The organism is Streptomyces sp. LZ34, assembly GCF_053890475.1.
Genome location: NZ_CM132680.1, coordinates 11685351 through 11700025 on the forward strand (window position 1 = coordinate 11685351; position 14675 = coordinate 11700025).

Sequence of the window (14675 nt, forward strand, 5' to 3'; positions counted from 1 at the left end):
GCGTCAGGGGGCCACGGCCCGCAGCAGCGGGAGCAGCCGGGCCACCTCGCGCGCCACCGCGTCGCGGGCCTTCGCGACATAGCGGCGCGGGTCGACGGCCTCGGGGTGGGCCGCGAGGTGGTCGCGGATCGCCCGCGTGTAGGCGACGTTGAGATGGGTGGCGATGTTCACCTTCGTCAGGCCCGCCTCGACCGCGCGGGTCAGATCCGCCTCGGGCACCCCGGAGGAGCCGTGCAACACCAGCGGTACGGGCACGGCCGCGCGAAGGGCGGCCACCAGCCCGAGGTCCACCACCGCCTCCTTGACGACCATCGCGTGGGAGGTGCCGACCGCCACCGCGAGCGCGTCCACACCGGTCGCCGCCACATACGCGGCGGCCTCGGCCGGGTCCGTACGGGCCCCCGGCGCATGGACCCCGTCCTTCCCGCCCACCTCGCCCAGCTCCGCCTCCACCCACACCCCGCGGGCGTGGCAGTCGGCGGTGACCTCGGCGGTGGCCGCCACATTGGCCGCGTAGTCCAGCGCGGAGGCGTCGAACATCACCGACCCGAACCCGAGCCCGACCGCCTCCCGCACCAGGGCCGGGTCGGTCGCGTGATCCAGATGTACGGCGACCGGCACCCGCGCCCCGGCCGCGACCTCCACGGCCGCGCGCCCGATGGCCGCCAGCGCCCCGTGGTACCGCACGGCGTTCTCGCTGATCTGCAGGATGACCGGCGCCCTGGCCGCCTCCGCCCCGGCCACGATCGCCTGGGCGTGCTCGATCTGGATGGCGTTGAACGCCCCCGCGCCGAGCCCGGCCCGTACGGCCGGCCCGACGATCTCGCCGGTCGCCACCAACGGCATGGCCCGGCTCCTTCCGCTGTTCGTTGGTCTGTTGTCCCGGTGGTTCGGTGTCCTGTGCCGCGCAGCGGCCCGGCGGCGCGCCGGGCCGGGCGGTCACCCGAGGATCACCGAGCGGGTCAGATGCCGGGGCCGGTCCGGATCGAGGCCGCGCGCCTCGGCGATCGCGACGGCGAGCCGCTGCACCGCCACCAGCTCGGCCACCGGGTCCCGCCCGTCCCCGACCAGCCGGCCGCCGGCGGCCGCGATCTCCTCCTCCAGGCCGCTGGCGCCCTCGCCGAGCCACCACACCACGCTCTTGGGGCCGGTGACGCTGATCGGACCGTGCCGGAACTCCATCACCGGATAGGCCTCGGTCCACGCCCCTGCCGCCTCGCGCATCTTGAGCGCGGCCTCCTGCGCCAGCCCGTACGTCCAGCCCCGCCCGAGGAAGGTGAACTGCTCGGCGTCCACCAGGCTGTCGGCCACCGGCGCGGCGAGCGCGGCGCGCCCGTCGGCCTCCAGACGGTCCAGCGACGCGCCGAGGTGGGCCCGCAGCAGGACGAGTTCGGTGGTCGCGAAGCGGGTCTGGACGACGGACTCCTCGTCGGCGAAGTCGAGCAGGACCACCGAGTCGGCCACCTCGGTGACGGGGGAGCCGGGCACGGCGGTGACGACCGTGGTCGGCGCGGTGTCACGCAGGCGGCCGAGAAGTTCGAGCACTTCGGTCGTGGTGCCGGACCGGCACAGCGCGAGCACCCGGTCGTAACGGCGGCCCGGCGGCATCTCCGAGGCGGCGAACGCGTCCGTCTCGCCCTGGCCCGCCGATTCACGCAGCGCCGCGTACGACTGGGCGATGAACCACGACGTGCCGCACCCGACCACGGCCACCCGCTCGCCCGCCCGCGGCAACGCCTCCCGCACCGCTCCGCCCGGTTCCCGGACCAGTTCCGTGGCACGGCGCCAGCAGTCCGGCTGACTGGCGATCTCGGCCTCGGTGTAGCTCATACGGTTCCCCTTGTCATGCGTGAATGAGCAGGCGGCGTGATGTGAGTTGCATCTTACGGGCCGATAATGCGCATGATGTTGCAGAGAAGTCCAGCGTTCCCTGTCAGGCGCGGTAGGGTGAGCCGCGCGGGTGACGACGGGGTGAGGGAGACGGCGTGAAACGGCCCGAACGCTGGAACGCCCTGCTGGAGCTGTTGGCCCGGGACGGCAAGGTCGACCTCGAACAGGCGGCGGCCGAGCTGGCGGTGTCCACCGCCACGATCCGCCGCGACCTCGACGAACTCGCCCGACAGCAGATGCTCACCCGCACGCGCGGTGGCGCGGTGGCACACAACGTGTCCTACGACCTCCCGCTCCGCTACAAGACCGCCCGGCGCGCGTCCGAGAAGCAGCGGATCGGCGCCGCCGTCGCCCGGATGGTCGACCCCGGCGCGATCGTCGGCCTCAACGGCGGGACCACCACGACCGAGGCGGCCCGCGCCATCGCCACCCGCGCGGACCTGGCCGGCACCGGCGGCGCCCCCGCCGTCACCATCGTGACGAACGCGCTGAACATCGCCGGCGAGCTGGCGGTGCGCCCACAGATCAAGATCGTGCTCACCGGCGGGGTCGCCCGCCCCCAGTCCTTCGAGCTGATGGGCCCGCTGGCCACCGGGGTGCTCGACGAGGTCTCCCTCGATGTGGCGGTCATCGGCGTGGACGCGCTGGACCTCACTCAGGGCGCCACCGCCCACCACGAGGGCGAGGCGAGCATCAACCACCTGATGGCCCGCCGCGCGCAGCGGGTGGTCGTGGTGGCCGACAGCACCAAGCTGGGACACCGGGCGTTCGCCCGCATCTGCGCGGTCGACGAGATCGACACGCTGGTCACCGACACCGGTGCCCCCGACGAACTCGTCAACCGCTTCACCGAGGCCGGCATCAGGGTCGTCCGGGCCTGACCGCCGTCCGGGCCAGGCCCGGCAGGGGGTGCTCCGGGTTCTTCGTGACCTCTCCAAGGAGCCGGGTGAAGTCCGTACTCCACTCCTCGACAGTGGCATGCGTGAACAGATCCGTTGAGTACTCGAACGTGACGGTCATGGCATCGTCCTGGGGCTGGAGAACGACGTACAGCTCATTCCGGGCCACACCCGACGTAGGCAGTGCGCGCACCGAGGCCGACACCGACCGCAGGTCCAGAGCGGGCGGTGGGGTGGTGACGACGGTGAACAGCACGGCGGGGAACAGCGTGTCCCCGGTCCCGGGCGAGGCCAGCTCGACCACATCGGTCAGCGGCAATTCCTGGTGGTCGAGCGCCGTGAACAGCGTCCCGCCGAGTTGTGTCACGAGGTCGGCGAAGGTCTGAGCCTCGCCGATCCGGGCGCGCAGCAGGACGGCGTCGCCCAAGAGCCCGACCACGTCGGATCGCTCGGGTCGCAGGCGGTTCGCGCTGGAGGCGGCCAGCACCACGTCGGCGGGGCCGCCACACACCCCGGCCAGCCAGGTGGCGAACGCCGCCGCCAGCACGGCGTACGGGGTCGAGCCCAGGTGCGTCGCGGTGTCCCCGATCCGGCGGGGCGTCTCGCCGTCGATGGCCACGGTGTGCAGGGCGCCCCGGCCGGACAACATCTCGGGCCTCGGCCGGTCGTAGGGCAGGGCCGCGCGCAATGGCGCACCGTCGAGTTCCCTACGCCAGAACCGTTCGAGTTCCGCCCTGCGCTCGTCGCCCAGCCCGTGTTCCGCGCGCGCGATGTCCGCGAACTGTGTGGTGAGGTCGGGCAGTTGGGCTTCGACATCGGAGCGCCGCGCGTTGTACAGCTCCTGTAGGTCACGCCAGATGAGCCCCATGGACCAGCCGTCGCAGATCGCGTGGTGGAACACGGTCACCAGCACCCAGCGGTCCGCCCCGAGACGCGCCAGACGAAAACGAAACAGCGGTGCCCGATCCATCGCGAACGCGCGGGACGCCTGTTCCCGGCACCACCGCTCGACGGAGGCGGTGTCCTCGGCGTGTGCGGAGAGGTCGGTGACCGACAGGTCCACGGGCACGTCGGCCAGCACCTCGACGAGGTACTCGCCGTCGCCGTCCCGCCGCACCGCCCGGCTGCGCAGCGCGTGATGGCGACCCACCAGGTCTTCCAACGCCCCGGCCAGGGTCCCGGGATCCAGGTCGCCCCGCAGGTCGATGCGGTGGGCGACGTTGTAGACGCTCGGGTCGACGCGTTCATGGTGGCGCCGCCAGAGGCGGCGCATGGTGGATGGCATCGGCACGGTGTCCACCACCTCGTGCGCGGGGGCGGGCTCGCGGCGGGCCACGACGCCCCGGATGGTCGGATCGAGGAAGAAGTCGGCCATGGCAAGGTCGATGTCCAGGCGGTCCCGCATCCGGTTCAGCAGTCTGATCGCGCTCAGGGAGTGGCCGCCGAGCCGGAAGAAGGAAGCCGCCAACGGTATCCGCCGGGCGCCGAGTTCGTCGCACCACAGGTCGTGCAGGGCCTTCTCCAGAGGGGTGACGGGCCCGGCATCGGCCTCCCGGACCTCGTCGTCGGCGGCAGGCTCGGGCAGGGCTGCGCGGTTCAGCTTGCCGGAGGCGTTCACGGGCAGCCGCTCCAGACACACCCAGTGGCGCGGCACCAGATGGTCGGGGAGTTCGGCGGAGAGCGCGGTGCGCAGCCGCCCGGCATCGGCCGCCGAGGCCGCTGAGGCCGCCGAGACCGTGGGCACCACATAGGCGACCAGTTCCGTGTCGCCGTGCCGGTCACGCCGGGGTACGACGGCCGCGTCCCGTACGTCGGGGAGGGCGGTCAGCGCCGCCTGGACCTCGCCGGGTTCGACCCGGTACCCACGGATCTTGACCTGGTCGTCGGCCCGGCCGCAGTACTGAAGGGTGCCGTCGGCACGCCAGCGCCCCAGGTCTCCCGTCCGGTACAGCACCCCGCCCGCGCCGTCGTCCAGGAAGGCGGCGGCGGTCTCCTCGTGCCGGGCGTGGTAGCCGTGCGCGACCGGGACGCCGCCCACGCATATCTCGCCGACGACGCCCACGGGCACCTCCCGCCCCGCGTCGTCCAGGAGCGAGATCCGTGCCCCGGGCACCGGGGTGCCGATGGGGGGCCACTCCTCGCCGCCCGGGTCGACCAGGTGTGAGGTGACGATGACCGAGGCCTCCGTGGGACCGTACTGGTTGTACAGCGCACACCGCGGGTGCGCGGCGAGGAAGCGGCGGAAGGCGCCGGTGAGCTGGAGCGCCTCACCGGCGGAGACCAGCTCGCGCAGGAGCGGCAGTCGAGGCCCGGTCCCGATCAGATACTTCAGCGGGGTGCAGGGCATGAACATCCGCTGCACCTCGTGGCGCCGCACCAGTTCGGCCAAGGCGGCGGGATCGTGCCGTACCTCCTCGTCGATCAATACCAGCGCGGCTCCGGAGGCCAGCGTGGTGAAGATCTCCTGCACGCTGACGTCGAACGCGGGCGAGGTCCACTGCAGGGTACGCAGCGCCGGATGCCGCCGAAGGTGTCCGCGGACGAGGTTGGCCGGGCCGCGGTGGGGGACGACGACGCCCTTGGGGCGGCCGGTCGAGCCCGAGGTGTAAATGCAGTAGGCGGGATCCTCGGGCCGGGCCCCGTCCTCGAGGGGCTCGGCCGGGAGCGTGTCGTCAACCTCCTCGGCCAGCTGTACGGGCAGCCGTGCCGCGAGGCCCGGGTGGAGTGCCAGGGCGGCGTCAGAGGTCAGCAGCAGGACGGGTGTGCCGTCGTCGAGGAGCCCGGTGAGCCGCGGGGTGGGCACGGAGGGGTCCAGAGGCACATAGGCGGCGCCGCTCTTGAGCACGCCCAGCAGGGCGGCGATCAGCTGCGGGCCGCGCGGCAGCAGCACCGCCACCCGCTCCCCTCGCACCGCGCCCCGGGCGCGCAGCCGCCGGGCGAGCCGGTTGGCGTGCGCGTCCAACTCCCGGTAGCTGATGTGCCGTTCGCCGCTGATCAGCGCGACGGTATCCGGGGTCCGGCGTGCCTGCCGCTCGAACAGGGCGTTCAGGGTGGGTGTGTTCTCGGGGGCGGGCAGCGGCTCGTCCTGGTGTCCCAGCCGGGCCAGGGTGTCGCGGTCGGACCCGGTGACAGCGGTCAGTTCGCCGAGCGGTGCACCGGGGACGTCGAGGGCGCGGCGCAGCGTCTGCTCCACGTAGTCCACGAATCGGCGCACGGTGCTCTCGTCGAACAAGGCCGTGTCGTACTCGACCATGAACCGCACCCCGTCGCGGTGATGCGTCAGATAGACACTGAGGTCGAACGGGGCGCGGGCACTCGGCATGTCCAGGAGCGTGGACGTCAGCCGGGGCGGATCGAAGTCCACCTCGCCCTCGTTCTCGTACTCCACCATCACCTGGAAGAGCGGATTGCGGCTGGGGTCGCGGTGCGGGTTCAGCGCACCGACCAACTCGTCGAAGGGGACGCCGCGGTGTTCGTACGCCGCGGTGCTCCTCTGCCGCACCCGGTTCAGCAGTGTCGGGAAGTCCGGGTCGCCGGTGAGGTCCAGTCGCAGGGCGACGGTGTCGAGGAAGAGGCCGACCTGGTGCTCGGCGCCGGTCGGCCGGGCGGCGACCGCTGTGCCGAGGACCACGTCCTGTTGCCCGCTGAACCGGCCGAGCACCGCGCCGACGGCACTGATGAGCGTCATGAAAAGGGTGGCGCGGTGTGCGGCGGCGAACGTCCGGAGCCTGCCGACCAGTTCGGCGTCCAGCTCATGGGTGAGGCTCGCTCCCGCTCCCGATCTCACCGGCGGACGGGGCCGGTCGGTGGGGAGGGAGAGCTGTGGGACGCCGCCCAGCTCCCGCTGCCAGAACTCGAGGGATGCGGTCAGCTCGGCGGGGTCCGGCCGGCCGGGCGGGGGCGCCTCGGTGAGGTGCGGCAGCGCGGGCTCGCCGTTCGGCCAGGAGCGGTAGTAGGTGGCGAGGTCGCGGACCAGTACCACCGTGGAGGAGGAGTCGAAGACAATGTGATGGGCCAACAGGAAGAGCACATGCCGTTCTTCCGACAGACGCAGCAGCCGGGCCCTGACCAGCGGGCCGGTGTCCAGGACGAGGATCCGGCGCCCCTCCGTCTCCAGCACGGCGCGCAGCGCCTCCTCCTCCGTCGCTCCGCTGTGGTCGTCGACCGGACACTCGAGCCGTATCCGGTCGCGTATCTCCCGGTACGGCACTCCGTCGGTGACCCCGAACACCGTGCGCAGCGCGTGATGCCGCTCCGCGACCTGCTGCAACGCCCACCGCAGCGCCGGGACGTTCAGCGGGCCGTCCAGGCGGATCGCCTTGGGCTCGTGGTACATGCTGGTGCCGGGGTGCAGCTGGTCCAGGAACCAGATGCGGCGCTGCGCCGGCGACAGCGGCATCCGCTTCGGCACGGGGGCGGCCCGCTCCCGCGCCCTGGGCCCCTCCCGGCGGCGTACCCGGTCGAGCACGGGCAGGGCCGCCAGAACCTGCCGGGTCGGGACGCCGAAGTCGACGAAACAGGAGATCTCGTCCACTCCGGCGGCCACCAGACGGCGAACCGTCCCGGCGGCACTGTGCTCATCGCCGATCAGGGCCCGGGAGTCGCAGTAGCGCTCGTAGGCGCGGCCGAGCAGGAACTCCACGTCCTCCTCGGGGGCGCTGTCCAGGTCGACCTCGAAGCCCAGGCTGTTGGTGACCTGGTCGAAGAGGGACAGCGAAGAGCGCAGGTAGGAGACGAAGGGGCGGTACGCCTCGGCCCGTGCTCGTTCCGCGTCGTCGCCGAGGTAGGTGTGCACGAGCACCACGACCCGGCCCGCCGCCGGATCGAGGCCGTGCTCGGCGCGAGTGCGCCGGTACAGGGCGATGTTCTCGGCCAGTTGCTCGACGGTCTGCGTCATCAGGTTGGTGACCACGCCCAGATCCTCCGCGGCCGCCCGGCGGTAGCTGTCCGGGTTGCCCACCACCGCCGCGTACAGGGGAAGCCGCTCCTGTACGGGGCGTGGGTGCAGCCGTATCTCGACCGGCTCGCCGTCTCCCGCGGTCATCGCGAGCGGCTGCCCCGACCACAGCTGCCGCAGGGTCGCCAGCTGTTCGTACATCACTTCGCGGTGTCGGCCGTAGTGCTGCGGGGCGAGCGCGAAGTCGGTGGCGTGCCAGCCACTCGCCACGCACAGGCCCGCCCTGCCACCGGAAATGTTGTCGACGACCGACCATTCCTCGGCGACCCGGACCGGGTGGTGCAGCGGCAGCACCACCGAACCGGCGTGCAGCCGCACGCGGCTCGTCCTGGCCGCGAGCGCGGCAGCGAGTACGGAGGGGTTGGGAAAGAGCGCGCCGAAGGAGTTGAAGTGGCGCTCGGGAAACCACAGGGCATGGAAGCCGTGCCGGTCGGCGAACTCCGCCGCCGCCATGATCAGCGCGTACTTGTCGCGGTCGGCGTCCTCGGGGTAGTCGCCGAAGAAGTACAGACTGAAGTCGCAGCCCGGGGGAGAGGCGGTGGTGGTGGGGGCTGCTGATACGGGGAGTGGAGCCGCGGGCGATGTGGGGGGAATCGGGACCGAGGTCACCCGGGCCGGGCGCGAAGGGGGCGCGGGGGCCGGAACAGGGGCCGGGGCGGCCTCGGGCGGCTCCGTCGCGGACGCGAGCACCGTCGGCCCGGCCGGATCCCCGCCCAGCTGCGCCAGACGTTCGGCCAGCCTGCGCGGTGTGTCGGCCGAGTCGAACAACTCTCGCACCGGAACGCGTACCCCGTACCGCTGCTCCAGCTCCGCCGTCATGCCCATCAGGGAGAGCGAGTCCGCGCCGAAGTCGAAGAATGAGTTGTCGGGCGTGATGTCCGCCATGTCCCTGCCGAGTTTGTCCGCGGTCAGCTCCCTTACCGCCAGGAGGAGTTCGCTCGGTACGACAGAGGCCTTCGCGGCGGAGGGCGGCGGGAGCGTTTGCTGGACCGAGGTCCGCTGGACCGAGGCCGCCACCGGACGTCGCCGCAGCGGGTGCCCCGGCAGCGACACCCGGCCCCCGCCGTGGGTGAGCGCGCGCCAGTCCAGCTCGGCGCCCCTGCGGTAGAGCGAGCCGAGCGCGGTGAGCAGCCCGTGCGTCTGCACCGCCGCCCCGTCGCCGTCACCCTGCCCGCCCGTCCAGTGGCTCGCGGGTGCGCAGTGCCGGCCGAGGCCGGCGAGGGTGTTCCCGGCTCCGATCTCCACGAAGTCCTCGCACCCCTGCCCGACGGCCTTGGCCATGGCCAGGTCGAAGCGGACCGGCTGCCGGGCTTGAAGACAGAGATAGTCCGCGTCGACGGTCCAGCCCGCGCGGCGCAGCTCTCCGTCGGCGGCGGTCACCAGCGGGGTGTCCAGCGGACGGTACGTCACCTTCTCGGCGTGGGCGCGGAATTCACGTAGCGCGGGTTCCATCGCGGCCGAGTGGTAGGCCCGGTCGACGGGCAGCGCCCGCCAGCGCAGCCCCTCCTGGTCGAGCAGGTGCGCCACCTCGTCCAGGGACTGCCGCGACCCTGAGATCACCTGAGCACGCGGGCCGTTGACCGCGGCCACTTCGGCACCGGCGGCCCCCGCGACACGCCGCGCCGTCCGCGCGTCGGCACGGACCGCGAGCATGCCCCCGGCCGGGCAGGCCCGGTGCATCAGGCGCCCGCGCCACGCGGTGAGCCGCAGCCCCTCCTCCAGCGTCAGCGCGCCGGCCGTGTGCAGTGCCGCGTACTCGCCGATGCTGTGGCCCAGCAGCAGCGCGGGGCGGACACCGGCGGCGCGCCACACCTCGCCGAGCGCCGACTGGTGGGCGAACAGGGCGGCCTGGGCCGTCTCGGTGGGCCATACCTCGCTCTCGGCCGACGGCTCCGCGAGGAGGAGCGGCAGCAGGGTTCCACCGAACTCGCCGGCGTAGATCTCCTCGCACCGGTCGAGTACGCGCCGGGCGGCGGGATACGCGGCGTAGAGTCCGCCCGCCATACCGCGGCGTGCGCTGCCCTGTCCCGGGAAGGCAAACGCGAGGAGCCCAAGGGGGCCGCCCCGCGGCGCCCGCCGCTCCTCCAGCGCGCGGGCGAGCTCTTCGGCCGTCCGGCCGACGGCCGCGGCCCGTACCGCGCGGTGCGGCCTGCCGAGCGCCATGGTGGCCGCCACGTCGGTGGCCGCGAGCTCCGGCTGCTGCCGCAAGCGGTCGCGGAGCCTGCCGGTGAGTTCCTCCAGGGCCTGCGCGTCGCGGGCCGACACCGGCACGAGTACGGGCAGCTCGGACGCCGCCGTCGACGTCGCGGGCGGTGTGGGAGGCTCCTCCAGCACGACATGGGCGTTGGTGCCACCGACACCGAGGGCGCTGACTCCGGCCCGCCGCGGCACACCGCGTGGTGGCGACCACGGCTTCAGCTCGGTGGCCAGTGTCAACGGACTGTCGTCCAGGCGGAGTTCGGGGTTGGGGCGGGTCAGATGCGGCGTGGGCACCAGGGTGCGGTGCCGCAGCATGAGGACCGTCTTGATCAGCCCTGCCATACCGGCGCAGCTGTCGAGGTGCCCGATGTTCGGCTTCACCGAGCCGACCGCGCAGAATCCCTGGTGCTCGGTGCCCTCGCCGAGGGCCCGGGCGAGCGCCTCCCATTCCACCGGATCGCCGAGCCGGGTGCCCGTCCCGTGCGCCTCCACGTACGAGATCGACTCCGCGGGGACGGCCGCCCTGCGCAATGCCTGGCGTACCACCTCGACCTGCCCCGCGACGCCGGGTGCGCTGAACCCGACCTTGTCCGCGCCGTCGTTGTTGACCGCGGAGCCCAGGATCACCGCGTGCACGGTGTCGCCGTCGGCCAGCGCACGGTCGAGCCGCTTGAGCAGGATCGCCGCCACGCCGTTGCCGCCGACCGTGCCGTCTGCCTCCGCGTCGAAGGCCCGGCAGCGCCCGGTGGGCGACAGGATCGACCCGGGGTGGCTGCGGTAGCCGGTCTCCTGAGGAAAGTGCACGGCCGCGGCGCCCGCCAGCGCCAGGTCCGCGTCCCCGCTCAGCACTGCCTGGACCGCGAGGTGCACGGCGACCAGCGAGGTGGAACAGGCCGTCTGCACACCGATGGCAGGGCCGGTGAGCCCAAGCCGGTAGGCGACACGAGAGGCGAGGAAGTCCGGCTGCTGCCCGATGGCCGTCTGCATGCCGGTGGCGGGGTCCGTGACATCGCAGGGCGACCCGGACGCCGACGGCCGCTGGTGGTCGTAGAGGTTCATGCCCGAACCCGCGAACACCCCGATCCGGGTGCCCGGTTCGGCCGCCGCGTAGCCGCCGTCCTCCAGCGCCTGGTGGCAGCACTCCAGGAACAGCCGGTGTGCGGGGTGCGTGAGCTCGGCCTCTTTGGGGCTGATGCCGAAGAAGTCCGCGTCGAACTCCTGGACACCGTCGAGGACTCCGGCGACGGGAACGAGGCCGGGGGCGCTCAGAAACTCCGGGGGCAGGCCCGCCGCGGCAAGATCTTCCACGCCGAAGACCCGGACGCTGTCCACGCCGTCGCGGAGGTTGGCCCAGAACTGCTCCGGCGTCTGTGCACCCGGGAAGCGCAGGGACAGTCCGACGACCGCGATGCGCCGATCGGTGGGGTCCTCGGGGCCGAAGCCGGTGTGCGCGGGTTCGGCCCGCTTTCCGGCGGCGTCGGACAGATGCGCGGCAAGCGCGGCGGCGGTGGGGTGCTCGAAGAAGGCGGTCTGGGGGATCCGTGTCCCGAGCCGCTCCTCCAGCCGGGCCCGCAGGCGTACCAGAAGCACAGAGCTCAGGCCGAGTTCGTAAAACGGCAGGTCCGCGTCCACCGGCCGCCCCAGCACCGCGCCGGTCTCCTCCCGCACCGTCCGCGTGATCGCGTCGGGATCCGCCTCGGTGTGCGGACCCGGGTCCGTGCCCGCGGTGAGTCCGCCGCCCGCCAGTCGGTCCCGGAGCTCGGCGCGGCGCACCTTCCCCGCGGGCGTCCTCGGGAACTCGCTCCGCGGGACGGGCAGGACACGGGTCGCGGTGAGCCGGAGCCGAGTGAACAGTGCCGCCTTCACCTCGGCCGCGATCCGTGCGTCATCGGCGGCGCCGCGGCTCACGAAGAACACGGCCAGCTCCTCCGTGCCCCGCCCCGGGTGCGGGATGCCACAGGCGGCCACCTCGCCCTGCCGGACGCCGGCGACGGCGGTGGCGGCCTCCTCGACCTCGTGGCAGTAGACGTTGTGTCCGTTGAGGATGATCAGGTCCTTGCGCCGGCCGGTGATGACGACCTGGCCCGCGTCGAGGAAGGCGAGGTCTCCGGTGTCCAGCCAGTCCCGTCCGGCGGGGTAGGCCGCCGCGTCCGCCTCCGGGTTCTTCACATAGCCGGGGGTGAGGCGAGCGGGCGAGTGCACCTGGAGGCGGCCGATGCTGCCTTCGGGCGCGAGTTCACCGTGATCGTCGACGATGCGCAGACTGACGCCGTGCGCCGGTGCTCCGGCCGCGACGAACGTGACGCAGTCCTCCTCGGGTGTTTCCTCGCCGGCCCGTACCAGGTTCCCGCCGAGGCTGCCCTTGAGCAGCCGGTGTACGGTGCCGGGCCGGTCGAGCCTGCCGTAGGTGACGGCGGTGACCGTCTCGGCCATCCCCCACGCCGGGACGATGTGCCCCTCATGGATGCCGTACGCGGCTGTGGCGTCGAGGAAGCGGGTCAGTACCGGCAGCGCGATCCGCTCGCCCCCGCAGATCAGGGACTTGACGCAGCTGAGGTCCCAGCTACCCTCCGGCTGCTCGGCGAGCGCGTCCGCGACGAGTTGGTAGGCGAAGGTCGGCGCCCAGCTGTGCTGCGCCCGGTGCTCGTCGAGGAGGTCGAACCAGCGCCGTGGCTCGGCGAGGACCAGCTCGGTCGGTGCGTGGACGTTGGTACAGCCGGCGAAGACCGCAAGCATGTGGTACAGCAGGAACGCGCCGCTGTGGTCGACCGGCAGCCAGTTCACCATGGTGTCGTCCGGACTGACGTCCAGAATCCGTCGGGCGCTGGCGGCGAAGTCCGCCAGACCGACGTGCGTCAACTGCGCCGCCTTGGGCACGCCGGTGCTGCCGGAGGACAGCATCAGCAGGGCGGCGTCGGACGCGGCCGGCTCGATGTGGTCATCCGCGGGCGACACGTTCAGGCAGTCCCGCGCGACCACGGACCGCAGCTCCGGGGCGGCCGATGCGAGCTCCGCCGCGCCGGCCGGGTCGCTGAGCACCAGTGGCCGGTCCAGCAACTCGCAGGCTCGTAAGAGGCGTTCGAGGGCCGGTGAGGCGGGGGCGGGGTGCTCCGCGATGACGACGGGGCGGGCAGCGCCGAGCACACAGGCCCAGAAGGCGGGGAAGAACTCGGCCAGCGGCAGGCCGCACAGCACCACCGCGTCGCCGGGGTGCAGCCCGTGCTCCCGTAGCCCGGTGAGCAGTCGCCGGGCCCGCAGGAGAAGTTCCGGGTACGGCAGAGTGGTCGTCGAACCGTCCGCGGCAAGGGTGACGACGGCCCCGCCGGGCGCGGAGTCCGCGGCCATCAGCAGCGCCTGCACGGCGTCGCGCGGATCGTCCTCGGTGCGGTCCGGCTCAGGACCCTGGCAGAAAGCTTGCCCCCGTACGCGTTCCATGCGTTTCCTCTCCCTCTTCTTCCTGTTGTCCGGTTGACCGACGACTGCGCCGGGCCGTGCCGCGGCGGCCCGCGATGAACAACAGCAGGACCAGCGCCCCGCACACCGCCACGCCATGGAAGGCGGCCACGACGGCCGGGGCGGGCAGCGCTTCGAGAGCCGCCGCGGCGGCCACCGTCCCCAGCGCGAACCCTGACTGCTCCGCCGTGGCCGACAGCCCGAACAGCCGGCCGCGCTGTCGGTCGGGGGCCGCCTGGAGGCGGGAGGTATAGACGATCTCGGTCCAGCCGTCCGCGAACCCCGCCGACACGGCGGCCCCCACCAGGGCGACGGCGGGCAGTCCGAGGAACGCCGCCACGAACGACAGCGACATCGCGCAGGTGCCGAGCGCGAACGCACGCTCGTCCCACGCCGCCTCGCCCTGTCTGCGTTTCAGCACCAGATGAGCGAGCACGGTGCCCACCGCCCAGGCCGCCCAGAACCGGGTCATGAACAGCGCGGGCTCGTCCGGGGCGGCGGAGTGCGCGACCACCGGAAGGGCGACGTTGTGCGAGGAGGACGCCAGGGCGTCGATGCCTCGGAGCAGGATCATGCCAAGGACAAGGGAGGGCACACGTACTGCCCCGGGCCACAGGCGCAGCCTGCGCCCCGCGCGGATCGGAGACTCGACGCCCCCGCGGGAAGCCGTGTCCGCCGGTGCGTCCTGCCCCTCCTGCCCCTCGTTGTCCGTACGCGGCCGCAGCATCAACAATGTCGCGGCGGACCACAGGAAACTCACGGCATTGACCGCGAACGCGGCGGCGTAGCCGCCGAATCCGATGACCGGCGCGGCCGAGGCGAAGCCGAGGACCGTGGCCAGGGACCTCGCCGTGACCAGCAGGCCGTTCGCGCGGGCACGGGCCTCCTGGCCGACCATGACCGGAACCGCACTGCGCAGGGCGACGGTGAAGAACGTGTTCCCCGCGCCGAGGACCACGACCGCGACGGCGAGCAGCCACAGCGGGGTGGCCGGAGCGGTGAGCACCAGCACGGTCATGGCGGCGCCCTGGGCGACATCCGTCCAGATCATCACAGTCCGGCGGGTGACTCTGTCCGAGAGCGCCCCGGCGGCCAGCCCCGCCAGAAAGCCGGAGCACAGCCGTAACGCCATCGCCGCCCCGACACCGAGCGCGGTGCCGGTCACCTCGTAGGTGTACAGACTCAGCGCGATCAGGCTCAGGTAGTTGCCGTAGCCGGACACCGCATACGCGGACACGAGAACATGGAAACGTCGGTCCATACCAGGCATCGAGTCA

General features: G+C 72.8%; 5 protein-coding genes. 1 reads left to right on the plus strand and 4 read right to left on the minus strand.

Features of this window, described 5'->3' with window-relative positions:
- Positions 1-3: 3 nt before the first annotated feature.
- Together ACWY4P_RS50245 and ACWY4P_RS50250 are read right to left on the minus strand one after the other, a co-directional pair.
- Positions 4-846, minus strand: coding sequence for a class II fructose-bisphosphate aldolase (locus tag ACWY4P_RS50245; protein ID WP_456207489.1), 843 nt, complete (start codon positions 844-846; stop codon positions 4-6).
- A 93-nt stretch (positions 847-939) separates the two neighbouring features.
- Positions 940-1830, minus strand: coding sequence for an SIS domain-containing protein (locus ACWY4P_RS50250; protein WP_456207490.1), 891 nt, complete (start codon positions 1828-1830; stop codon positions 940-942).
- Positions 1831-1985: 155 nt separating this feature from the next.
- Between ACWY4P_RS50250 and ACWY4P_RS50255 the strand changes: the two genes are divergently transcribed.
- The gene (locus ACWY4P_RS50255; RefSeq protein WP_456207491.1) at positions 1986-2771 is read left to right on the plus strand and encodes a DeoR/GlpR family DNA-binding transcription regulator; all 786 of its coding nucleotides are present in this window, start codon (positions 1986-1988) and stop codon (positions 2769-2771) included.
- On the opposite strand, the gene ACWY4P_RS50260 is transcribed toward ACWY4P_RS50255, so the two are convergent.
- Both ACWY4P_RS50260 and ACWY4P_RS50265 read right to left on the minus strand, forming a co-directional pair.
- On the minus strand, positions 2752-13380 hold the full coding sequence (locus tag ACWY4P_RS50260) for an amino acid adenylation domain-containing protein (RefSeq protein ID WP_456207492.1): 10629 nt from the start codon (positions 13378-13380) through the stop codon (positions 2752-2754). The genes ACWY4P_RS50255 and ACWY4P_RS50260 overlap by 20 nt on opposite strands.
- Positions 13340-14659 (minus strand): MFS transporter, encoded by a 1320-nt coding sequence (locus ACWY4P_RS50265; RefSeq protein WP_456207493.1) that lies wholly within the window; start codon positions 14657-14659, stop codon positions 13340-13342. The genes ACWY4P_RS50260 and ACWY4P_RS50265 overlap by 41 nt, the downstream gene beginning before the upstream one ends.
- Between the last annotated feature and the right edge of the window lie 16 nt (positions 14660-14675).

What these genes read in the sequence shown, in the direction of transcription:
- ACWY4P_RS50265 (WP_456207493.1), bottom strand. Translation starts at nt 14,659, where the DNA reads ATGGACCGACGTTTCCATGTTCTCGTGTCCGCGTATGCGGTGTCCGGC.
- ACWY4P_RS50260 (WP_456207492.1), bottom strand. Translation starts at nt 13,380, where the DNA reads ATGGAACGCGTACGGGGGCAAGCTTTCTGCCAGGGTCCTGAGCCGGAC.
- ACWY4P_RS50245 (WP_456207489.1), bottom strand. Translation starts at nt 846, where the DNA reads ATGCCGTTGGTGGCGACCGGCGAGATCGTCGGGCCGGCCGTACGGGCC.
- ACWY4P_RS50250 (WP_456207490.1), bottom strand. Translation starts at nt 1,830, where the DNA reads ATGAGCTACACCGAGGCCGAGATCGCCAGTCAGCCGGACTGCTGGCGC.